Origin of the sequence: Saccharothrix carnea (assembly GCF_003014735.1) — a bacterium.
Taxonomy (GTDB): domain Bacteria; phylum Actinomycetota; class Actinomycetes; order Mycobacteriales; family Pseudonocardiaceae; genus Actinosynnema; species Actinosynnema carneum.
Genome location: NZ_PYAX01000008.1, coordinates 302,340 through 322,403 on the forward strand (window position 1 = coordinate 302,340; position 20,064 = coordinate 322,403).

At 73.4% G+C, this 20,064-nt stretch carries 20 protein-coding genes; 8 read left to right on the forward strand and 12 right to left on the reverse strand.

Going from position 1 to position 20,064, the window contains the following annotated elements; genetic code table 11:
• The first annotated feature begins 44 nt into the window (after positions 1-44).
• A complete protein-coding gene (gene helR, locus B0I31_RS25005) occupies positions 45-2,246 on the forward strand; it encodes an RNA polymerase recycling motor ATPase HelR (RefSeq protein ID WP_181320338.1) in 2,202 nt (733 codons plus the stop codon).
• Positions 2,247-2,491: 245 nt separating this feature from the next.
• Here helR and B0I31_RS25010 read toward each other — a convergent pair whose 3' ends face one another.
• The 3 genes from B0I31_RS25010 to B0I31_RS25020 form a co-directional block, all read right to left on the reverse strand.
• Positions 2,492-3,166 (reverse strand): DUF6766 family protein, encoded by a 675-nt coding sequence (locus B0I31_RS25010; RefSeq protein ID WP_106617802.1) that lies wholly within the window; start codon positions 3,164-3,166, stop codon positions 2,492-2,494.
• Between the two features lie 82 nt (positions 3,167-3,248).
• Positions 3,249-3,590 (reverse strand): hypothetical protein, encoded by a 342-nt coding sequence (locus B0I31_RS25015; protein ID WP_106617803.1) that lies wholly within the window; start codon positions 3,588-3,590, stop codon positions 3,249-3,251.
• A gap of 44 nt (positions 3,591-3,634) precedes the next feature.
• Entirely contained in the window at positions 3,635-4,807 is a 1,173-nt protein-coding gene (locus tag B0I31_RS25020) for a zinc-dependent alcohol dehydrogenase (protein WP_106617804.1), read from the reverse strand.
• A gap of 89 nt (positions 4,808-4,896) precedes the next feature.
• Here B0I31_RS25020 and B0I31_RS25025 point away from each other — a divergent pair, with 89 nt between their 5' ends.
• Positions 4,897-5,718, forward strand: coding sequence for an SDR family oxidoreductase (locus B0I31_RS25025; protein ID WP_106617805.1), 822 nt, complete (start codon positions 4,897-4,899; stop codon positions 5,716-5,718).
• Between the two features lie 15 nt (positions 5,719-5,733).
• Here B0I31_RS25025 and B0I31_RS25030 read toward each other — a convergent pair whose 3' ends face one another.
• Positions 5,734-6,189 carry a DUF1772 domain-containing protein gene (locus B0I31_RS25030; RefSeq protein WP_106617806.1) on the reverse strand — a complete coding sequence of 152 codons (456 nt, stop codon included), beginning with the start codon at positions 6,187-6,189 and terminating at the stop codon, positions 5,734-5,736.
• Between the two features lie 127 nt (positions 6,190-6,316).
• Here B0I31_RS25030 and B0I31_RS25035 point away from each other — a divergent pair, with 127 nt between their 5' ends.
• The 3 genes from B0I31_RS25035 to B0I31_RS25045 all read left to right on the forward strand — a co-directional run bounded on the left by B0I31_RS25035 (position 6,317) and on the right by B0I31_RS25045 (position 8,891).
• Positions 6,317-6,793 carry a hypothetical protein gene (locus B0I31_RS25035; RefSeq protein WP_245950355.1) on the forward strand — a complete coding sequence of 159 codons (477 nt, stop codon included), beginning with the start codon at positions 6,317-6,319 and terminating at the stop codon, positions 6,791-6,793.
• 89 nt (positions 6,794-6,882) lie between these two features.
• Positions 6,883-7,554, forward strand: a complete 672-nt coding sequence (locus tag B0I31_RS25040; protein WP_106617808.1) for a response regulator transcription factor — start codon at positions 6,883-6,885, stop codon at positions 7,552-7,554.
• The gene (locus tag B0I31_RS25045) at positions 7,551-8,891 is read left to right on the forward strand and encodes a sensor histidine kinase (RefSeq protein ID WP_106617809.1); all 1,341 of its coding nucleotides are present in this window, start codon (positions 7,551-7,553) and stop codon (positions 8,889-8,891) included. Before B0I31_RS25040 ends, B0I31_RS25045 begins: the two co-directional genes overlap by 4 nt.
• A 16-nt stretch (positions 8,892-8,907) precedes the next feature.
• Here the strand turns inward: B0I31_RS25045 and B0I31_RS25050 are convergent, their stop codons facing one another.
• Positions 8,908-9,306 carry a ChaB family protein gene (locus tag B0I31_RS25050; RefSeq protein WP_106617810.1) on the reverse strand — a complete coding sequence of 133 codons (399 nt, stop codon included), beginning with the start codon at positions 9,304-9,306 and terminating at the stop codon, positions 8,908-8,910.
• Between the two features lie 70 nt (positions 9,307-9,376).
• On the opposite strand from B0I31_RS25050, the gene B0I31_RS25055 reads away from it, so the two are divergent.
• Positions 9,377-10,744, forward strand: a complete 1,368-nt coding sequence (locus tag B0I31_RS25055) for an aldehyde dehydrogenase family protein (RefSeq protein ID WP_425444396.1) — start codon at positions 9,377-9,379, stop codon at positions 10,742-10,744.
• Between the two features lie 20 nt (positions 10,745-10,764).
• Here B0I31_RS25055 and B0I31_RS25060 read toward each other — a convergent pair whose 3' ends face one another.
• Both B0I31_RS25060 and B0I31_RS25065 read right to left on the reverse strand, forming a co-directional pair.
• Complete coding sequence (locus B0I31_RS25060) at positions 10,765-11,367, reverse strand: response regulator transcription factor (RefSeq protein ID WP_106617812.1); 603 nt, start codon at positions 11,365-11,367, stop codon at positions 10,765-10,767.
• Positions 11,364-12,491 carry a sensor histidine kinase gene (locus B0I31_RS25065; protein WP_219910773.1) on the reverse strand — a complete coding sequence of 376 codons (1,128 nt, stop codon included), beginning with the start codon at positions 12,489-12,491 and terminating at the stop codon, positions 11,364-11,366. The genes B0I31_RS25060 and B0I31_RS25065 overlap by 4 nt, the downstream gene beginning before the upstream one ends.
• A gap of 117 nt (positions 12,492-12,608) precedes the next feature.
• On the opposite strand from B0I31_RS25065, the gene B0I31_RS25070 reads away from it, so the two are divergent.
• Both B0I31_RS25070 and B0I31_RS40785 read left to right on the forward strand, forming a co-directional pair.
• On the forward strand, positions 12,609-13,523 hold the full coding sequence (locus B0I31_RS25070; RefSeq protein WP_106617941.1) for an ABC transporter ATP-binding protein: 915 nt from the start codon (positions 12,609-12,611) through the stop codon (positions 13,521-13,523).
• Positions 13,520-14,224 (forward strand): ABC transporter permease, encoded by a 705-nt coding sequence (locus B0I31_RS40785; protein ID WP_106617814.1) that lies wholly within the window; start codon positions 13,520-13,522, stop codon positions 14,222-14,224. Before B0I31_RS25070 ends, B0I31_RS40785 begins: the two co-directional genes overlap by 4 nt.
• A 52-nt stretch (positions 14,225-14,276) precedes the next feature.
• Here the strand turns inward: B0I31_RS40785 and B0I31_RS25080 are convergent, their stop codons facing one another.
• The 5 genes from B0I31_RS25080 to B0I31_RS25100 all read right to left on the reverse strand — a co-directional run bounded on the left by B0I31_RS25080 (position 14,277) and on the right by B0I31_RS25100 (position 20,058).
• Complete coding sequence (locus B0I31_RS25080) at positions 14,277-15,560, reverse strand: UDP-glucose dehydrogenase family protein (RefSeq protein ID WP_106617815.1); 1,284 nt, start codon at positions 15,558-15,560, stop codon at positions 14,277-14,279.
• Positions 15,518-16,423 (reverse strand): glycosyltransferase family 9 protein, encoded by a 906-nt coding sequence (locus B0I31_RS25085; RefSeq protein WP_106617816.1) that lies wholly within the window; start codon positions 16,421-16,423, stop codon positions 15,518-15,520. The genes B0I31_RS25080 and B0I31_RS25085 overlap by 43 nt, the downstream gene beginning before the upstream one ends.
• Complete coding sequence (locus B0I31_RS25090) at positions 16,420-17,451, reverse strand: glycosyltransferase family 2 protein (RefSeq protein ID WP_106617817.1); 1,032 nt, start codon at positions 17,449-17,451, stop codon at positions 16,420-16,422. Before B0I31_RS25090 ends, B0I31_RS25085 begins: the two co-directional genes overlap by 4 nt.
• Positions 17,448-19,064: a carbamoyltransferase family protein gene (locus B0I31_RS25095; protein WP_106617818.1), complete on the reverse strand. Its 1,617-nt coding sequence runs from the start codon at positions 19,062-19,064 to the stop codon at positions 17,448-17,450. Before B0I31_RS25095 ends, B0I31_RS25090 begins: the two co-directional genes overlap by 4 nt.
• 67 nt (positions 19,065-19,131) lie before the next feature.
• Positions 19,132-20,058 carry an NAD-dependent epimerase/dehydratase family protein gene (locus B0I31_RS25100; RefSeq protein WP_106617819.1) on the reverse strand — a complete coding sequence of 309 codons (927 nt, stop codon included), beginning with the start codon at positions 20,056-20,058 and terminating at the stop codon, positions 19,132-19,134.
• Positions 20,059-20,064: the final 6 nt, after the last annotated feature.

The following is a 20,064-nucleotide window of genomic DNA, read 5'->3' on the forward strand; positions in this document are numbered from 1 at the left end:
ACACTCTCACGGCCAACGCCATGACCTGCGGAAACCGGGGGCACGTGTCAACTCAGGGTTACGAAGAAGAATTGCGGTCCGAACGCGCCTACGTGGCGGACCTGCACCGGCGGCTCGACGACGAACGCGCGCGGGTGAAGCGGCAGTACGAAGCCGCGCTGCGCGGCAACGGCGGCACGCAGCTGGAGCGGGACGACGAGGTGCGCGCGCTGGCCAAGGAGGCGAAGCGGCTGGGCGTGGCGGACAACGGGCTGTGCTTCGGCCGGCTCGACGCCGTGTCCGGCGAGGTCTCCTACATCGGCCGGATCGGGCTGTTCGACGAGGGCGACGAGTACGAGCCGGTGCTGCTCGACTGGCGGGCGCCCGCGTCGCGCGCGTTCTACGTCGCCACCGCGGCCAACCCGGAGAACATGCGCCGCCGCCGCCAGTTCCACACCAACCGGCGGCACGTGGTCGACTTCACCGACGAGGTCCTCGGCCGCCCGGACGGCGCCGAGCGCGGTGACGCGGCCCTGCTCGCGGCGGTCAACGCGCCGCGCGGCGAGGGCATGCGCGACATCGTGGCCACGATCCAGTCCGAGCAGGACGAGGTCATCCGGCTCGACCACCCCGGCGTGCTGGTGATCGAGGGCGGACCGGGCACCGGCAAGACCGTGGTGGCGCTGCACCGCGTCGCGTACCTGCTCTACACGCAGCGGGAGCGGATGGAGCGGCACGGCGTGCTCGTGGTCGGCCCCAACCCGGCGTTCCTGAACCACATCGGCCGCGTCCTGCCGTCGCTCGGCGAGTCCGACGTGGTGTTCATGACCCCCGGTGACCTGGTGCCCGGCCTGCGCGTCACGGCCGAGGACGCGCCGGAGGCCGCCCGGCTCAAGGGCTCCCGGAAGATCCTGGACGTGCTCGCGGCGGCGGTCGCCGACCGGCAGCGGCTGCCGGAGGAGCCGATCCCGGTCGAACTGGGTGGTGTCACGGCCCGGATCGACGCCGAGACCGCGGCGTGGGCCAGGGACGAGGCGCGCACGAGCGGGCTGCCGCACAACGAGGCACGCGCGGTGTTCACCGAGATCGTCACGTACGTGCTCACCGAGCGGTCGATCGGCCGGATCGGCAAGGGCTGGCTGACCCGGTCGGACCGCGAGTCGTGGGAACGGCTGCGGGCCGACCTGGTCAAGGAACTCGCGCAGGACGAGCGGTTCACCGCCGCGCTGGACGAGCTCTGGCCCGTCCTGACGCCGCAGGCCCTGCTGTCCTCGCTGTACACGTCACCGGAGCGGCTGCGGGCGGCCGGTGCCGACCCGGTGCTGTGGCGTGCCGAGGGTGAGGCGTGGACGGTGTCGGACGTGCCGCTGCTCGACGAGCTGGTCGACCTGCTCGGCCGGGACAAGTCCGACGACCGGGCCGCCGAGCGGGCGCGGCAGGCCGAGGCGAAGTACGCCGCCGAGGTGCTGGACAGCCTCCACGGCCGCCAGGACTCGATGGACGACGAGGACCACCTGTACGCCACGGACCTGCTCTACGCCGAGGACCTGGCCGACCGCGTGCTGGAGCGGGACACCCGCGAGCTGGTGGAACGCGCCGCCGCCGACCGGGACTGGACCTACCGGCACGTCGTGGTGGACGAGGCGCAGGAGCTGTCCGAAATGGACTGGCGGGTGCTGATGCGGCGCTGCCCGGGCCGCTCCTTCACCGTGGTCGGCGACCTCGCCCAACGCCGCTCGCCCGCCGGTGCCACGTCGTGGGGCACGATGCTGGAACCGTACGTCCCCGGCCGCTGGGTCTACCGGTCGCTGACGGTGAACTACCGGACCCCGGCGGAGATCATGGCGGTCGCCGCCGCGGTGCTGGCCGAGTTCGCGCCCGACGTCAAGCCACCGGAGTCGGTCCGCGCGTGCGGCGTCCAACCGTGGTCCAGGCGGGTCACCGAGGGGGAATTGGCGGCGGCCGTCGAGGAGTTCGTCCGGGAGGAGGCCGGCCGCGAGGGCACCAGCGTGGTGATCGGTCCACCGGACGTGCCCGGTGCGGTGGCCGCGTCGGAGACCAAGGGCCTGGAGTTCGACGCCGTGCTGGTCGTGGAGCCGGACCGCATCCTCGCGGACGGGCCGCGCGGAGCGGCGGAGCTGTACGTCGCCCTCACCCGCGCCACACAACGCCTCGGCGTACTGCACCACGGCCCTCTGCCGCGCGCCTTGAGTGGGCTGGTCGCGCCGGGGACGCCCGCCGATGCCGGGAGCGGTCGGTCGGCGTAGTGGTGCCTCGCGGCCGGCCCTGCGCTGGGCCGGCCGCGCACGCCGATCCGCCGGCCTCGGGCCCTGCGCCTGGCCGATCCGCCGCCCGACTCGCCGCTGCACACCCAGCTGTCCGCCCCGGCTCGCCACATGCCCGGACCAGGCGGCGCATGGGCCCGGTTCATCGCGCATGCTTGCATCGACTGGGGCGTCGGCCCGGTCGGGGCGTCGGTCCGGCCGGCTGTGCGTGTCCGGCCGTCAGCCGGTCAGCCCGACTCGTCGGTCCGGTCGTGTGGTGTGCCCACGGGCTTGGACTCGGGCGATCCGCGTTGCCGCAGGTACACGCTCAACACCGCCATGGACCCGATGGCCAGGAACTCCGACTGCCAGTTCTGCAGCGACCGGTTCCAGAAGTCGGCCGACAGCACGTAGTCCCACCAGCCCACCGGGTCCTGGAACGTGTTCAACTGGTCGTTGTTGTACGCACTGCGGCCCGCGATGGACTGGGTCAGCCACGAGCCCACGAACAGCCCCAGCACGACCAGCCCGAGCGAGTTCGAGTACAGCGCCGTCCGCCACCCACCGGCCTTCGCCCACGGCGGCGACTGCTCCTTGACGTGCGCCCCGAGCAGCTGGTCCTTATCGGACTCGGCACCGATCCGGTCGGCGGGCTTCGACTCGGGGGAGCCGCGCTGCATCAGCCACACCGTGGCGAAGATGAACAGGAAGAACTGCAGGTACTCCGACTGCCAGTTCTCGGCGACGTCCACCGCGAAGTCCGACGACGCCACGTACTGCCAGAAGCCGATCGGGTCACCGCCGTCGGTGAGCCGCCGGTTGTCGAGGTCGGCGTTGCCCGCGAACGCCTGGCCGATCAGCGTCGCCAGGAACAGCAGGCCGAACGCCAGCCCGAGTCCGTTGTCCCGCAGGAACCTCTTCACAGGCCCACCAACCCGATGACGCTGAAGATCACCAGCAACACCACCACACCGAGCAGGTAGGCGTAGAACATCCCGCGCCGCGTCACGGCCCACCCACCTCGCACGTGTACGGCCGTTCGCCCCGCGACTCGCAGCCCGCGCCCGCCACCCGCCACCCCGACGACAGCTCACGCAGGAACAGCACGTCGTCGGACGTGCGGACCTGCGCGGCGTCACCCCAGACCTCGACCGACTCCACCGTCCCACCCGGAACGTCGAGCGACGAGCACTCCACGTCCTCGCGGGCGCGGTCGGTGAGCAGTTCGCAGGCCCTCACCGAGTCACCCGAGGCGACCGCCGCGGTGAACTCCTCCGTCACCCGTTCCACCACGTCACCGGACCCGGAACCGCACCCGGCCAGTACCAGCACCGCCGGCAGCGACACGACGGCGCACCACCGAAAGCCGATCATGGTTGGCCGATGACGCCTCACGGGCGCAGCAGCACTTTGACGGCGCTGTCCTGCTTGCGCTGGAAGATGTCGTAGGCGTGCGGCGCCTGGTCGAGCGGCAGGTGGTGGGTGGCGAAGGTGTCCACGCCGAGCGGGTCGTCGTCGGTCAGCAGCGGCAGGATCTCCGGCACCCAGCGCCACACGTTCGCCTGGCCCATGCGCAGCTGCACCTGCTTGTCGAACAGGGTGAGCATCGGCAGCGGGTCGGCCATCCCGCCGTACACACCGGACACCGAGATGGTGCCGCCGCGCCGCACGATGTCGATCGCCAACCTCAGCGCGTGCAACCGGTCCACGCCCGCGGTCTGCATGAACCGCGCCGCGATGGCGTCCGGCAGGAGGCCGACCGCCTGGTGCGCCAGCTTCGCGACCGGCGCGCCGTGCGCCTCCATGCCGACAGCGTCGATCACGGCCTCCGGCCCGCGCCCGCCGGTGAGGTCGCGGATGTGGTCCACCAGGTGGCTGTCGCGCACGTTCAGCACGGTCACGCCGTGGCCGCGGGCCCGCGCCATGCGTTCGGGCACCAGGTCGACCCCGATGACGGTCTCGACGCCGCGGTGCTGCGCGATGCGGGTCGCCATGTCGCCGATCGGGCCGAGCCCGAGCACGACCAGGCTGTCCCGCGTACCCGCGTACTCCACCGCCTGCCACGCCGTGGGCAGCACGTCGGACAGGTACACGAACCGGTCGTCCGGCGGACCTTCCGGCACCTTGATCGGCAGCGTGTTGCCGAACGGGACCCGCAGGTACTCGGCCTGCCCGCCGGGCACCTGCCCGTACAGCTTGGTGTAGCCGAACAGCGCCGCGCCGGACCCGTGCTCGCGCACCTGGGTCGTCTCGCACTGCGACTGCAGGCCCCGCCCGCACATGAAGCACGTGCCGCAGGAGATGTTGAACGGCACCACCACGCGGTCACCCGGCTTGACCTCGGTGACCTCCGCACCGACCTCCTCGACCACGCCCATCGGCTCGTGCCCGAGGATGTCGCCCTCGTCGATGAACGGACCCATCACCTCGTACAGGTGCAGGTCCGAGCCGCACAGCCCGGTGGACGTGATGCGCACGACGATGTCGGTCGGCTCCTTGAGGATCGGATCCGGCACGGTGTCCACGCGCACGTCCCGCTTGCCGTGCCAGGTGACGGCCTTCATCAAAACCCCTCCCGACTGCGCCGCGGTCGACTGCCCGGAGCGTTCCCGGCACGGCGTGTGGCAAACACCGGCCCGGGTACCCGCAGCTCATGAGCGCACCACTACCCCGGGACCGGGTGGGCGCGCCGCGGCGTGCGGTCGTCACCGGGTCCGATTCCGGCATCGGCAAGGCGATCGCGGTGGCCCTGGCGGGCGGCGGCGTGGACGTCGGCATCACCTACCACGCCGACCGCGACGGTGCCGAGGACACCGCCCGCGAGGTCCGCGACCTGGGCGTCCGGGCGGCCGTGCGGCAACTCGACCTGACCGACCTGCCGACCGCCGCTTCGGTCATCGACGACCTCGCGTCGGATCTGGACGGTATCGACGTGCTGGTGAACTGCGCGGGCACGGGCACCGCGCAGAAGGCGATGGACATGGACTTCGACACGTGGCGCGGCGTGCTGTCGGTCGACCTGGACGGCGCCTTCCTGTGCGCCCAGCGCGCGGCCAAGCACATGATCGAGGCGGGTCGGGGCGGCCGGATCATCAACATCACCTCGGTGCACGAGCACCAGCCGCGGGTGGGCGCGGCCCCCTACTGCGCGGCCAAGGCCGGGTTGGGCGCGTTGACCAAGGTGCTGGCGCTGGAGCTGGGCGAGCACGCCATCACGGTGAACTCGGTCGCGCCGGGTGAGATCTCCACCCCGATGACGGGCCAGGAGGACGTGGACCCTCGCACCGAGTCGCGTCCGGGCGTGCCGCTGGGGCGTCCGGGGCACGCCGGCGAGGTGGCGGCCGTGGTGGCGTTCCTGGCCACGCCGGCGGCGGGGTACGTGACCGGCGCGTCGTTCGTGGTGGACGGCGGCATGACGTTGATGGGCCCCCAGGCCAGCACGCTGCTCACCGACCGCAAGTGGCTCGAGCCCTGACCGGACGCGCGCCGACTACCGCACGGTCACCCGGCGCGTCGCGGCCGCCGCCACGGCGAGCGCGGCGAGCCGGACCAGGTTGGCGCGGTGCCAGGTGCGGACGAGTCGGCGGCGCTCGCCGTCGCCCAACGCCCCCTCGCCGCGCAACAGCGGCAGGTTGACCGTCTTGACCAGGTAACCCGTCAGCGCGGCGGCCACCAGCGTGCCCGCCGCCGAGGCGGCGACGGCCCGGCGGTCACCGCCCGAGCGCCACCCCGCCGCCAGCGTCACACCGGTGGCCACGAGGGTCACCGGCGCCGCCGGCGCGTAGTAGCGCAAGGGGCTGCCGGGGCCGAGGAGCCGGGGTTCCCGGTTCGGCCGGGCGTCCGCGAGCAACCCAAGCACGTCGACGGCGGCCTCGTAGAGGTTGCCGGCGAACCAGTGCGCTTGGCCGAGTCGGGCCACCGCGGCCCACGGCAACCGGAGTCCCATGCCGTGATCCTACGGAGTCCGGTCGAGTCCTGAGGTGATTCCAAGGTTCGCCCAACGTCTTCCTGAGCCGGGCTTGGTCTGCTGGTCCCGGGAGCCGGACCGGCCGGCGCCCGGACTGGAGGCAGGGATGCGAATGCGGATCCGGACCAGGCTCGTCGCGGCCGTCCTGACAGCGGGGACGCTGACCGCGGTGGTCGCCGCGAGCACGTCACCCGCGCTGGCGGAACCCGCCACGGCGAAGGGTGTGACCGCCGAGCACGAGCCGGCGAAGCAGAAACCGGCCGAGGACGAGGTGGTGAAGAAGGGGTCGGGCAAGCCCGACAAGCCGGGCAACGGGCAGCACGAGGTGCCCGAGGAGGCCGTCAAGCTGCTGGCCGTGAAGCTCGGCATCACGGTCGACCGGTCCCGGCAGGTGTACCGCGACCTGCAGAAGGTCAAGTCGCGGGGCGCGGAGATCGTCGGTGACCGGGCGTTCGTCGCCATCGCCGAGGGCCTCGGCATCACGCCCGAGCGGCTCCTGGCCGTCCTGCGCGAGGTGAAGCAGGAGATCGCCGTGCCGCCGAAGCCGAAGCCGGGCGAGCCGGTCGGTCCACCCTCGAAGTGACCGGTCGAACCGGGTGGTCCGGACCGGTGCGCGACCGGTCCGGACCGCGGCCCGCGAGTGGGCCCGCGGCGGTGCCCCATACTGGTCGCGTGCGGGTCTTGGTGGTGGATGACGACGAGGCCGTCCGCCACTCCCTGGCCCACGCGCTGCGCCGGGACGGCTACCAGGTGTCGGTCGCCGCGGACGGCTCCCAGGCGTTGGACGAGCTGGGCCGGGCCCGGCCCGAGGTGATCGTGCTCGACGTGCTGCTGCCCGAGCCGAACGGCCTGGAGATCTGCCGCAGGCTGCGCCGCCGGGGCGACCGCACGCCGATCCTCATGCTGACCGCGCGCGACCTGGTCGAGGACCGGGTCGCCGGGCTCGACGCGGGCGCCGACGAATACCTGGTCAAGCCGTTCGCCCTGGACGAGCTGCGGGCCCGGCTGCGTGCCCTGCTGCGGCGCACCGGCGTCGCCGAGGAGGTGCTGCGGTTCGCCGACGTGGAGATGGACACGACCACCTACCGCGTGCACCGGGGTGGGCGGCCGATCGAACTGACCCGCACCGAGCACGCCCTGCTGGAGCTGTTCCTGCGCAACCCGGACCGGGTGCTCGGCCGCGAGCTGATCTTCGAGTCCGTGTGGGGCTACGACTTCGGGCCCGCGTCCAACGCGTTGTGGGTCTACATCAGCTACCTGCGCGGGAAGCTGGAGTCCGCCGGTGAACCGCGCCTGATCCAGACCGTGCGCGGGCTGGGGTACGTGCTGAGGGAGCGACCGTGACGCTGCGGACCAGGGTCGGGCTCGCGGGCGGCGTGGTGGTGCTGGTGGCCCTGGCCATCGCCTCGGCGGTGGTCTACTCGACGGTGCGCGCGGACCTGCGCGGCAACCTGGACGACTCGCTGGCGCAGACCGCCTCGCAGAGCCCGACCATCGCCGCGCAGCTCAAGCAGAAGATCGCGGACACCGGGCACGCCATGCCCATCGAGAGCCCGGTGGTCGTGGGCAGCACGCTGGTCCAGTTCGTCACCGCGCCGGTGACCCGCGGGTCGAACCGGGCGTTCGTCGCCGTGACGGAGCTGGACGTGGCAGTGGCCAGGGGTGTGGCGGACGCCTACTTCCAGGACGTCACCCACGACGGCGTCGACTACCGCCTCCACACCGCGCTGGTGCCGAACTCGCGGGGCACGCTGATCCGGGTGGCCCGGCCGCTCACCGACGGCGCCGACGTCCTGACCGCGCTGGCGGCGCTGCTGGTGAGCCTGACCCTGATCGGCGGGCTCGTCGCGGCGCTGGCCGCCCGGCTGGCGGCACGGCGGGTGCTGCGGCCGGTGCGCGTGCTGACCGACGCGGTCGAGCACGTGACCGCGACCCGGGACCTGAGGGCGCGCGTCGACCTGACCGGGCACGACGAGATCGGCCGCCTGGGCCGGTCGTTCGCCGCCATGATGACCGCGCTGGACGCCTCCGTGCACGCGCAGCGCCGCCTGGTCGCCGACGCCTCGCACGAGCTGCGCACCCCGTTGACCAGCCTGACCACGAACCTCGAACTGCTCGCCGAGGACGACGGGCTGCGCGACCCCGAGGCGCCCGCGCAGGTGCGGTCGGCGATCGCGCAGGTCGGTGAGCTGCGCACGCTGGTCAACGACCTGATCGACCTCGCCCGCTACGGCGAGGGGACCGCGCGCGCCGAGGACACCCGGTTGGACCTGGTGACCGGCCGGGTGATCGCCAAGGCGGCGGCCCGGGTGGGCGGTCCGCGGTTCGAGTCGGCGTTGTCGCCCTGCCTGGTGCACGTCGACCCGGACGCGATCGAGCGGGCGGTCGGGAACCTGGTGGACAACGCGGTGAAGTGGAGCCCGCCCGGCGGCCGGGTGCTCGTCACCGTGGCAGACGGGGAGTTCGCCATCACCGACGAGGGTCCGGGGATCCCCCCGGCGGACGTGCCGTTCGTGTTCGACCGCTTCTACCGGTCGGCGCAGGCGCGGTCGCTGCCCGGCTCGGGCCTCGGCCTGGCGATCGTGCGCCGGGTCGTCGAGACGCACGGCGGAACGGTGGCCGCCGAACCCCTCGACCGCGGCGTCCGGATGCGCCTGCGCCTGCCGGTGGTCCGGGACTGACCCGCCAGACCGGGTGCTACTTCGACCGGGCCTGGGCGGTCTTGCGGTTGTTCGCCTTGCCGAGCGCGTCGACCAGTTGCTGCTTGGTCATGCTCGACCGGCCCGGTACGTCCAGCTTCTTGGCCAGGTCGTACAAGTGCTGCTTGCTGGCGTTGGCATCGACACCGCCGGCCGTGCGGCCCTGCTTCGGGGTGCTGCGCGCGGCCTGCTCGTCGGAGGGTCCTTTTTCCTCCTTGGGCTCCCAGTGGTCGCCGACCTTCTCGAACGAGTGCTTCAACGCGGCGAACGCGGTCCGGTGCGAGCGCTGGCCCTCGCCGTAGGTCTGCACGGCCGAGTCGTGCGCCTTAATCCACGTCCGCTGCGCCTTCTTGGACGAGCGCGCGATCGTGCTCGGCAACTCCTCACGTCCGGGCATGGCTGTCCTCCTCGGGGCTCCGCCTCGGGTTTCACCTCGGCCACCGGGGTACCCGGAGGCCATGACGGACATGCGTGTCGATGCACTCGACGTCCACAGCCCGCTCGACGGTCAGCTGATCGGCTGGCTGCCCACCGCCACGGACGAGGACGTGGCCGGCTCGGTGCTCACCGCCCGTGAGGCGCAGCCCGGTTGGGCGGCGACACCCGCCGCCGAACGGGGAGCCGCGCTCAAGGCGGCGGCGCAGGCGATCCGGGAGCACGCGGCGGACCTGGCGAACGTGCTGCACGCCGAGACCGGCCGCCCGTTCACGTCCGCGCGGGACGGTGTGCTGGCCGGTGTGTCCACGTTGGAGCAGTACGCCGAGCTGGGCCCCGTCCACCGCGGACGTTCGCTCCAGGGCTCGCCCGACGCAGCGGACTTCATGGTTCCCGAACCCCGCGGCGTGGTCGTCGCCCTCACCCCGTGGAACGACCCGGTGGCCGTGTCCTGCGGCCTGCTCGGCGCCGCCCTGGTGACCGGCAACGCGGTGGTGCACAAGCCGAGCGAACGGTGCCCGCACACCGGCGTGCTGCTCGCGCAGCTCATGGTCGACCACTTCCCGCCGGGCGTGCTGCAGAGCCTCACCGGTGACGCCTCGATCGGCTCGGCGCTGGCTTCCTCACCGCACGTGGACGTCGTCGCCCACGTCGGCGGCACGGCGACCGGCCGCTCGATCGCCGCCGCGTGCGCCCGGACCGGCGCGAAGGCGCTGCTGGAGAACGGCGGCAACGACCCGCTGCTGGTCGACGCGGACGTGGACCCGGTGTGGGCGGCCGAGCAGGCGGCGATCGGCGCGTTCACCAACGCGGGCCAGCTGTGCACGTCGGTGGAGCGGATCTTCGTGCACCGGGCCGTGGCCGACGAGTTCCTGACCGCGCTGTGCGACGAGGCCCGCCGCTGGAACGCCGAACCCCAGCCCCTGGTCGACCTGCGGATGCGCGACCACGTGCACGCGCACGTCGCCGAAGCGGTGGCGGACGGTGCGCGGCCCCTGGTCGGTGGCGAGGTCCCGGACCGCGACGGCGCGTACTACCCGGCGACCGTGCTCGACCACTGCGCGCCCGACATGCGCGTGTTCCGGGAGGAGACGTTCGGGCCGGTAGCGCCCGTGCGCGTGGTGCCGTCGTTCGAGGAGGGCCTGGCCGAGGCGTGCGTGGACGAGCACGGCCTGGCCGCGACCGTGCTGACCGGGTCGATGGCGCACGCGCAGCAGGCGTGGCGGGCGCTGCCCGTGGGCACGGTGAAGGTCAACGCCGTCTTCGGCGGTGCGCCCGGTGGTGCCGCCCAGCCGCGTCGCCTGTCCGGTACCGGGTTCGGCTACGGGCCGGAACTGCTGGACGAGATGACCGCGGTGAAGGTCGTGCACCTCGGCCAGGCCCACCTCGGCCAGGCGTAGCCGCCCCGGCTCGGCCAGGCTCAGATCCAGCCCTCGTCCCAGGCCAACCGGGCGGCCTCGTAGCGGGTGTTCACGCCGAGCTTCGTCATCGCCGACGACAGGTAGTTGCGCACCGTGCCCGCCGCCAGGTGGGCCTCCTGCGCGATCGTCGCCACCGTGCCACCCCGCAACGCGTACCGCAGCACGTCCAGCTCTCGCGCGGTCAACGGGCACGTGCCCTCGGTGAGCGCGGCGGCGGCGATCTCGGAGTCGACGTAACGACGGCCGGCGTGCACGTCCCGCAGGATCGACGCGAGCTGCGCGGCCGGTGTCGTCTTGGGCACGAACCCGCGCACGCCCGCGCTCAACGCCCGCCGCAGCACGCCGGGCCGCGCGTGCCGGGTCACGATGACCACCGCGACACCCTCCAGCCCGCGCACCGCCTCGGCCGCGAGCACACCGTCCCGCCGGGGCATCTCCAGGTCGAACACCGCGATGTCGGGTCGGTGCGCCCGCACCGCCGCGACGGCCGCGTCACCGTCGCTGGCCTGCGCGACCACCGAGATGTCGTCCTCCAGCTCCAGCAACGCCGCCAGCGCGCCCCGGATCAGGTCCTCGTCGTCGGCCAGCACCACCCGGATCACCGGCCCACCCCGGCCTTGCCCACCAGCTCGAACTCCTCCGGGCCCGCCGGACCCACCTCGACCCGCCCGCCGACGGTGGCGAACCGCTCGCGCAGCCCGGCCAGCCCCGCGCCCTCCTCGTCCGCGCCCGCGAAATCGGCGGGCACGCCGTCGTTGCGCAGCCGCACGCACACCTGGCCGTCGAGCACGTCGATCAGCACGGCGCAGTGCCGGGCCCGGCTGTGCCGCAGCACGTTCGTCGTGCCCTCCCGCACCAGCGCGCCGAACAGCGGCTGCAACGGCGGCGGCACGCCCGCCGCGTCACCCTCGACCGTCGTCTCGATGCCCGCCGCCCGCAGCACGCCCACCGCGTTCGTGATCTCCGTGCCCAGGCTCGCCCGCCGGTAGCCCTGCACCACCTCGCGGGTCTCCCGCAACGCCGTGCGCGCCAGCTCCGCCACCTCGCCCGCGTGCTTCCTGGCCAGCTCGTCGTCCCGGCCGATCAGCCGCTGCGCCAGCTCGCCCTTCAACGCGATCGCCTGCAGGTGGTGGCCCTGGATGTCGTGCAGGTCGGCGGCGAACCTGAGCCGCTCCTCGGCCACGGCCAGCGCCTCGGCGGTGCGGCGGCTCTCCTCCTGCTTCAGCGCGAGGTCCCAGATCCACAGCTGGGCCAGGTCGGCGAACACCAGCGCGACGATCATCGCCCCGGCCATGAGCATCGCCGGACCGGCGTCGTCGCCGCCGAACAACCCGCCCACGCCGACCGACAGCACCGCCATGACGGTCACCACCGGCCACCGGCTGCGCGCCGGCAGGACCGCGCCCACGTGCGCGACCACCAGGGCGGGCAGCATGGCCCAGGCGGGCATGAAGCCGTCGCCGCCGCTGGTCACCGCCCACGCCACCAGCGCCACCGCGAACGTCGCCAGGTGCTCCCACAGCGGGCCGTCACCGCGACCCATCCCGATCATGGCCTGCCGCATGTACCGGGCGTGCTGGGTGATCACGACCGCCACGGCCACCGCCAGCAGCACCGACGTCGGCACGCCGCGGTCGTGGGCGAACAGGTCGGCCGCCGTGCCGACGCCGACCACCACGCCGCCGGCCACCACCGTCCACCACGTGTAGCGGCGTAGCCTGCTCAAGGGAGTCACCAGGCGAATCTACGAGCCGGATCGCACGCCTGTCTGCTGACATCTGTCACACGGACCGGTGCGCGGCGGCACTGGGTGGGGCTGCCGCCGGCGACCAGCATGGTGTCCATGGCAGAAACGGTGATCGACGTGGCGGACCTCAGGTGCCGCTACGGTGACTTCGAAGCCGTGCGAGGGGTGGACTTCGAGGTCCGGCGCGGTGAGCTGTTCGCGCTCCTGGGCACCAACGGCGCGGGCAAGACCACGACCATGGAGACGTTGGAGGGGTTGCGCGCCCCGTTCGGCGGCACCGTGCGGGTGCTGGGGCTCGACCCGTTCCGCGAACGTGCGGCACTGCGCTCGCGCACCGGCATCATGCTCCAGGACAGCGGGTTCCCGGCCGACCTGACCGCACGCGAGATGGTCGCGCTGTGGGGCGTCACGAGCGGTCGGCGTGCCACCGAGGACGTGCTGGCGCGGCTGGACCTCCAGCACCGCCGCGACGTGCGGATCAAGCAGCTCTCCGGCGGCGAGCGGCGGCGGCTGGACCTCGCGCTGGCCGTGCTCGGGCGGCCCGAGCTGCTGTTCCTGGACGAGCCGACGACCGGGTTGGACCCCGAGTCGCGGCAGCGGACGTGGGACGTGGTGCGCGGGCTGCTGGCCGAGGGCACGACCGTCGTGCTGACCACGCACTACCTGGAGGAAGCCGAGTCGCTCGCGCACCGGCTGGCGATCCTGCACGAGGGCCTGGTCGCGGTGTCCGGCACGCTGGTGGACGTGCTGGCCGCCCAGCCCGCGCGGATCGAGTTCGACCTGCCCGACCGGCTCGACGTGACCGCGTTGCCGATGCTGGCGGGCGACGTGGTGCACCGGCCGACCGGCCGGGTCGAGGTGCGCACCGGCGAGTTGCAGGACGACCTGGCGGTGCTGTTGGCGTGGGCGGGGCGGGAAGGCCTGCGGTTGGGTCGGATCCGTGCGCACCACGCGTCGCTGGAGGACGTGTTCCACAACGCCCGCACGGGCAGGGAAGTGGTGGCCGCATGATCGTCGCACTGGGCGTGGCCGAGCTGAAGCTCCTGCTGCGCAACCGGACCGCCGCCGCGCTGGCCGTGCTGATGCCGTTGGCCACGGGCTTGTTCTTCGCCCTGCAGATGGACGGCGAGGAGGGCGGCTGGACGATGGTGGTCACCCTCCAGCTGCTGTTCTCGTTCGGGTTCACCGTGTACGTGACGGTGACCACCGCGTTGACCGCCCGCCGGCAGGACCTCTACCTGAAGCGGCTGCGGACGGGCGCGGCGTCGGACGTGGTCGTGCTGACCGGCATCCTGCTGCCGGTGGTGCTGCTGGGGGTCGTGCAGGCGCTAGTGCTGCTGGGCATCAGCGTGGCGGCGGGCGCGCCGGTGCCCGCGCGGCCGGACCTGCTGGCGTTGGCGCTGGTCGGCGGGGTGGCGCTGAGCTGCGCGGCGGGCGTGGCGACCAGCGGGGTGACCGGTACCGCGGAGCTGGCCCAGATCACCACCGCGCCGTTCTTCTTCGCCCTGATCATCGGCGGCCTGTTCGGGTCCGACGGCGTGGTGGACCTGCCGGTGTTCCTGGTGCCGGGCACGGGGCTCGGGTCGCTGGTCGGCGCGGCGTGGGGCGGCCCGACCGACCAGATCGGCCCGGCCGCCCTGTCGGTGGCCCTGTGGGCCATCGCCGCCACCGCCCTGGCCGGCCGCTTCTTCCGCTGGGACCCGCGCGGGTAGTCCGGCGTGGCCCAGCCGCACCCCGCACAGCCGGGGTGCGGCTGCGGTCACCTCACCTGGTGGTGGTCGGGCGGCCCAGGGAGACCAGGTGGAAGCCCGCCTCCGTCACCTTCTCCACCGGCAGCAGGTTGCGGGTGTCCACGATGACCCGGTCGGTCATGGTGGACGCCAGGTTCGGCCAGTCCAGTTCCGCGAACTCCGGCCACTCGGTCAGCACCACCAGCCCGTCCGCGCCCTCCGCCACCGCCTCCGCCGACCCGAGCACCCGCACCGGGCCGCAGTCCGCCGTGACGCACGGGTCGTAGCCGGTCAGCCAGGCGCCCTCCGCCGCCAGCAGCGCAGCCACCGCCAGCGCGGGGGAGTCGCGCAGGTCGTCGGTGCCCGCCTTGAACGTCAGCCCGAGCAGCCCGAGCCGCACACCGGCCAGCGAACCGCCCACCGCCTCGCGCACCATCCCGACCACGCGGTGCGCCTGGTGGCCGTTCGTGCCGATGGTGGCGCGCAGCAACGGGAAGTCGACCCGCGCGTCCTCCGCCGTGGACAGCAGCGCCCTGGTGTCCTTGGGGAAGCACGACCCGCCCCAGCCCGGCCCCGGCTCCAGGAACGCCGCCCCGATCCGGTCGTCCAGGCGCATCCCCTCGGTCACGTCACCGATGTCCGCACCGACCCGCTCGCACAGCTCGGCCAGGCTGTTGACGTACGACAGCTTCATCGCCAGGAAGCAGTTGCTCGCGTACTTCACCAACTCCGCGCTGGCACTGCCGGTGACCAGCGCCGGCGCCCCCGTGCCCGCGTACAGCGCGACAACCCGGCGTGCCGCCTCCTCGGCCTCCGAGCCGACCACGACCCGCTGGGGCCGCAGGAAGTCGTCCACCGCGTGCCCCTCGCGCAGGAACTCCGGGTTGGACACCACCTGCACGTCCGGCCGGTCCACCAGCTCCGCGACCCGCTCCGTCGTACCGGCGGGCACCGTCGACTTGATCACCAGCACGCACCCCGGCCGCACCGCGTCCCGCGCCTCGCGCAGCACCGCGTGCACGGCGGTGAGGTCGGCCGCGCCGTCCGCACCGGTCGGCGTCGGCACGCACAGGAACACGAAGTCCGCTTCGGACAGCGCCTCCGCGTTGCCGAGCACGAACCGCAACCGCCGCGCCCGCAACCCCTCCGCGACCAGGTCCGCCAGCCCCGGCTCGTGCGCGCCGATCTCGGCACGGCCCAGCGCGGCGACCTTCGCCTCGTCCACGTCCGCGCACACCACGGAGTGCCCGAGCCGCGCGAAGCAAGCGGCGGTGGTCAACCCGACATAGCCCGCGCCGACGACGCCGATCCTGGCCACGGTCCACCTCCCAGTAGCGATCGTGCGGCCCGCAGAACCTCGTCCGCGGTGATGCCGAGCAACCCCGGGTCCGGCCGGTCGGCGAACGTGTCGCCGGTCGTGCCGTGCCAGAGCACCCGGTGCGGCCCCGACCTCGGTCCCCACTCGGCCGGGGACACCGGCCCGAACAGCACCACGGACGGCGTGCGGTAGGCGGTGGCGACGTGCGCCACCCCCGTGTCGCCACAGAGGACGAGTCGTGCACCCGCCACCAGGTCGAGCAACCCGGCCAGGTCACCGACGCGCGTGCGGCGGCCCTGCGCCACCTCGCGCACCAAGGGCTCGTCGGCGGGACTCCCGGTCACCACCACCTCCGGGCCCAGCGCGCGCACCACCTCGGCGAACCGGTCCGCGGGCCAACGACGCGCGCCGTGGCTCGCCCCGGGGTGCACGACGATGTCGTCGGTGCGCGGCAAGGGCACCGACAGCGGCGACAGGTGCAGGTCGTCGGGGTCGCAGGCGATGCCGAACTGCGCCAGCAGCCGGCACCACCGCAGCACCTCGTGCTGGTGCGCGGGCCACGGCACGTGCACGCCGTGCGTGATCAGCCGGGCGGGACGGGTGTCGCGCAGCAGCGCGGTGCTCTGCGGCCCGCGCCCGTGCAGGTTGACCGCGAGGTCCGGCGAGTCGTAGTCGATCGGCACGAGACCCTCGGTGGGCAGCAGCCGGTCGACCGCGTCGATCCGGTCCACGGCATCGGCCAGCCAGCCGGGCGCGGCCAGGGTGATCTCGGCGTCCGGGTGGGCACGGCGCAACCCGCGCAGCGCGGGCACGGCCGTCAGCAGGTCGCCGAGGCCGAGCGCGCGCAGCACGAGCACCCTCACGACCGCACCACCCGGCGCGTGCGCAGGCGTTCCAGCGCGTCGGTCACCAGCACCACCCGCCTGGCCGGCCGCCCCACCGCGGGCACCTTCCGGTGGCGGATCTCGCCGCGCAGCCGGTGCACGCACGCGGCGGGCGGGATGGCGATGCTCGTGACCACCATCTTCGCCACCTCGTCACGAGTGCGCGGTCCGGGCGCGATGCGCCGCACGGCGAACCAGCCGGTCAACCCGGCCCACGCGCCGCCGAGCACCGACGCCGCCTTCCGCCACCCGAGAACTCCACAAAGGACTGCGAGTGCACCGGACGCCGTCGTGGCCGCGTGCCAGGGCAGCCGTCCGGGGACGCCACCCATCCGCTCCCTCCACTGAGGACCGAGCAGCCGCCGCACCAACGCGTCGTCGGCGTTGCCGCGCTGCTGCTTCAGGCTGGCGAAGAACCCCGCCTCGCGCACCGGGTGCGTGGTCACGCGATCACCGCGCACGATCCGGTACCCGCGCGCCTGCACGCGCAACGCCAGCTCGGCGTCCTCCCGGTACGCCCGCGGGAAGCGTTCGTCGAACCCTCCCGAGTGCACCAGGGCGGCCCGCCGGTACGCCATGTCCGCGGTGATCCACCGGGCGTCGGCCAGCCCCGCCGTGCCCCGCTCCCAATCGGTCGGCCTGCGGTCCCCGGGCAGCGGCACGACGATCCGCCCCTGCGACGCGCCCACGTCGAGCCCCAGCCGCTCCAAGTCCGCGGCCAACCGCAGCTTCCAGTCGTGCGGCGGCACCACGTCGTCGTCCAGGAACGCCACCCACTCGCAGCACGCGGCACGCCACCCGGCGTTGCGCGCCGCCGCGGGCCCCCGCCCACCGGAGCGCAGCACGCGCGCCGAGTGCGTCGGCGGCAGCGGTCCCGGCTCCGGCCGGTCGTCCACCACGATGATCTCGCGCGGCGGCGGCCCGACACCGTGCTCCAGCGCGTCCAGCACGACGCGCAGGCTGTCCCGGCCCACGGTGGGGATCACCACCGCGTAGTCGACGCTCATGGCCGCCGCACCACGAACCGGCCGATGGCCAGCAGGTCCACCGGCGCCGACCCGAAGCACTCCAGCGCGTCACGCGGGTCGTCCACCATCGGCCGCCCGGCCGTGTTCAGGCTGGTGTTCACCACGACGGGCACGCCGGTGCGCCGGTCGAACTCGCGGATCACCCGGGCCATCAGCGGCTCGCTGCCCGGGTCGACGGTCTGCACGCGCGCGGTGCCGTCCACGTGCACGACCGCCGGGATCCGGTCACGCCACTGCGGCCGCACGTCGTGCACGAAGAGCATGTACGGGCTCGGCAACGGCCCCCGTTCGAACAGCTCCGCCGCGCGGTCGGCCAGCACCATCGGCGCGATCGGCCGGAACTGCTCGCGCCCCTTGACGTTGTTGAGCCGTTCCAGGTTCTCGGCCTTGCCGGGGTGCGCGAGCAGCGACCGGCGGCCCAACGCCCGCGGCCCGTACTCGCTGCGACCCTGGAACCAGGCCACCACCCGGTCGTCGGCCAGCGCCTCGGCCACCGCGACGGCCACGTCGTCCGGCTCCTCGTAGGCGACCTTGGCGTTCTCCAGGTACCCGCGGATCTGCTCGTCGGTCCACGACCGGCCCAGGTCGGCGCCCGGTATCGCGGCGGCAGGCTCACCGGCGTCCGCCACCACCTGCAGCGCCGCACCGAGCGCGGTGCCCGCGTCACCGGCCGCCGGCTGCACCCACACCTCGTCGAACGGCCCCTCGGCGAAGATCCGGGTGTTCGCCACGCAGTTGAGCGCCACGCCGCCCGCCATGGTCAGCCGCTTCTGCCCGGTCCGCTCGTGCAGCCACCGGACCAGGTCCAACAGCACCTCCTCGACCCGCACCTGCACGCTCGCCGCCAGCTCGGCGTGCTCCCGCGTCACCTCGTCGTCCGGGCCGCGGCGCTTGGCCAGCGTCGCCCAGTCCAGCGGCGTGACGTGGAACCCGCCGTCCTCGGTCGCGCGGACGTGCTCGCGCAGCAGGTCCAGGTGCTTGGGCTCGGCGTAGGAGGCCAGCGCCATCACCTTGTACTCGTCGCTGGAGCGCAGGAAGCCCAGGTGCTCGGTCAGGTCCTCGTAGAACAGGCCGAGCGAGTGCGGCAGGTGCTGCGCGGCCAGCGTCTCCAGCTTGTGGTCGCGGTAGCTGCCCGCCAGGTGCGAGCGGCACTCGCCGCGCCCGTCGTTGACCAGCACGGCGCAGTCGCCGCCGAACGGCGCGGCCAAGGCGGTGGACGCGGCGTGCGCCACGTGGTGCGGCACGAACCGCACGATCGCCGGGTCCAGCCCCGGCAGCGCGGTGGCCAGGAAGTACGGCGCGCGGCGCGCGTACTCGGTGCGCAGGTCCTCCCACGGCACGTCGCTCGGCTCGACCAGGTCCGGGTCGTAGGAGTAGGCGACAGCGTCCAGGTCGGCCGCAGTGAGCCCGGCGTGCTCCAGGCACCAGCGAGCGGCCTGCTCGGGCTGTTCCCAGGCGGAGAACGGAACGGGCCGCTTGCCGTGCTTGCGCCGGGAGAAGCGTTCCTCCTCCGCGGCGGCCACCACCTCGCCGTCCACCACGAGGGCGGCGGCGGGGTCGTGGAAGACCGCGTTGATGCCGAGCACGCGCACGGTGTTCCCCTTTCGCTCCTGAGTGGACCGTCTCCTGAGTGGACCGTCGCAGACCGATGTCGTCCGACTACCCGACGAGTTCGCGGTCAAACGACCGCCGCAGCCCCTCGTCCAACCCGATCTCCGGCTGCCAGCCCAGCACCTGCCGGGCCAACGAGATGTCCGGTCGGCGGCGGCGCGGGTCGTCGGTCATGGCGTCGACGTGCCGGATCTCGGACGTGCTGCCGGTGAAGTCGATGACCTTCCGCGCCACCTCCAGCACGGTGACCTCCTCGGGGTTGCCGAGGTTCACCGGGCCGGGGTGGTCGCTCTCCGCCATCGACAGCAGGCCGCGCACCAGGTCGTCCACGTGGCACAGCGACCGGGTCTGGGAGCCGTCGCCGTGCACGGTCAGCGGCTCGCCCGCGCGGGCCTGCCGCACGAACGTCGGGATCATCCGGCCGTCGTCCGGGCGCATCCGCGCGCCGTAGGTGTTGAAGATGCGCACGATCCCCGCGTCCACGCCGTACTCGCCGCGGAACGCGCAGGTCATCGCCTCGCCGAAGCGCTTGGCCTCGTCGTAGACGCTGCGCGGGCCGACCGGGTTGACGTTGCCCCAGTACGTCTCCCGCTGCGGGTGTTCCAAGGGGTCGCCGTACACCTCGCTGGTGGAGGCGATGACGATCCGGGCGTTCTTGCGCCGGGCCAGCTCCAGCGCGTGCAACGTGCCGAAACCGCCCGTCTTGAGCGTGTCGACGGGCATCCGCAGGTAGTCGACCGGCGACGCCGGGCAGGCCAGGTGCAGCACCAGGTCGACGTGTCCGAGCAGGTCGAGCGGCTTGGCCACGTCTTCGACCACCACCCCCAGCCGCGCGTCGTCCGGCAGGTTCTCCGGCGACCCGGTGCGGAAGTCGTCCACGCAGACCACCCGCGTGCCGCGCTTGAGCAGCGCTTCGCACACGTGCGAGCCGAGGAACCCGGCACCACCCGTCACCACCGCTCGTTCGAATCCCATGAGCAG